The organism is Actinomadura rubrisoli (genome assembly GCF_004349215.1).
Classification (GTDB): domain Bacteria; phylum Actinomycetota; class Actinomycetes; order Streptosporangiales; family Streptosporangiaceae; genus Spirillospora; species Spirillospora rubrisoli.
Genome location: NZ_SMKU01000689.1, coordinates 1 through 1501, shown reverse-complemented (window position 1 = coordinate 1501; position 1501 = coordinate 1). Strand labels below are relative to the sequence as shown.

Sequence of the window (1501 nt, the reverse complement as noted above, 5' to 3'; positions counted from 1 at the left end):
CCACCCCCTCGCCGTCCGCCTCCGCGCCCAAGCCGCCCGCGCCCAGGCCCGCCTCGGCAACCGAGCGGAGTGCGAGGAACTACTTCAGCAGGCCGGTGACCTCCACGACAGGCTGCCGAGCCGCGCGCCGCTGCGCCTGGCGGTGGACACCGGCATGGTCGCCTCGTTCGCGATGACGTCCTATCCAGCGCAGGCGTACATCTGGCTTGGCGACGCCGAACAGGGTGACCTCCAGAAGGCCGAGCGGTACGCGCAGTCGGCCCTCGCACTCCAGGCCACGGCGCCGAAGCGCAAGGCGATCGCCCGCATCGATCTCGGCATCATCCTCGCTCAGACGGGCGAGCCCGAAGAGGCGGCTGCGCTCGGATGTAAGGCATTGACCACACCGCGGCTGGTCAGCTCCGTCCGAATCCATGCGGCGAATTTGAACGACGTTCTGACTTCGCGGTACCCGGAACTGCCCGCTGTTCGCGATTTTGGTGAGGCGCTCCGGCAGGTTCGCCCGATCGGTTGACGGGCGGCGCGGGTCTTGGTGCGCCTGTGACACGGGTGGCGTTCCGGTCACTATCAGTGAATCTGCGGCGGGCACCACATCCCCAGCGGGAGGATGAGAAGGGTAGAGGGCGGCACCGCCGCGTCCCCCAGAGGGCCCTAGCGAGAGGTGCACCGCGATGTCCAACGCCAGCAAGATCATCGGGGCGCGGCTGCGGAAGCTGCGCGAGGAACCGCGGGACCGGTACGGCCGCCCCCACCGGTCCCGTGAGAAGTGGGCGATCATGCTGCGCTCCGCAGCCGGCCCCGGCGCCGACGGCCTCCCGGGCGTGAAGAGCCTCGCGGACATGATCAAACAATGGGAGCGCGGCGACCACATCCCCGGCCCGATATATCGGCCTTTGTACGCCCGCGTAACGGGGAAGACCGAAGAAGAGCTGTTCGCAGAGGCAATTGCGCCGCACCAGGACAGCGCCCCCACACAACCAGAGGTCGAGCCGACGAAACGCCGAGACGCCCTGAAACTCGGTGTCGCCGCCGCCACACCCGAGGCGGTGCACCGCGTCCTTGGTCATGCCGCCGAGGAGGCCATGGAGTTCACCCGGCTCGCCGACGTGACCTCCCTGGGCGCCGGGACCCTCGCCCATTTGGACGCGGTGGTGGTCGGACTCGATCACGCCTACAGCAAGCGCGCACCCGGCGAGCTGTTCGGCGTGGCCCGCGCCTACCGGCACCAGGTCGCCGAGCTGATCCAGGGACCTCACACGCTCAAGCAAGCGCGCGAACTCTATGTTCACGCCGCGTGGCTGTCGGAGGCGCTCGCCTGGCTGGCGCACGATCTGGGCGACCCGTTCGCGGCCGAGGCGTGGGCCGTCGACGCGTTCCAGCACGCCGACCAGGCCGGCCATGACGAGCTGTGCGCGTGGGCCACTGATGTCATGGCCTCGATCGCCATCTACACCGATCAACCCGCCCGCGCCCTCGCCGCCGCCCAGCGCGGCATCACCCG

The 1501-nt window shown here is 69.6% G+C and carries 2 protein-coding genes; both read left to right on the top strand.

The window, feature by feature from the left end; all coding sequences use genetic code 11:
* Positions 1–514: tetratricopeptide repeat protein (locus E1298_RS46885; RefSeq protein WP_131903793.1), on the top strand; the 514-nt coding region annotated here is incomplete at its 5' end.
* Positions 515–671: 157 nt separating this feature from the next.
* Positions 672–1501, top strand: an 830-nt coding sequence (locus E1298_RS46880) for an NsdA family TPR-like regulatory protein (protein WP_481726154.1), incomplete at its 3' end; no start/stop codon positions are given.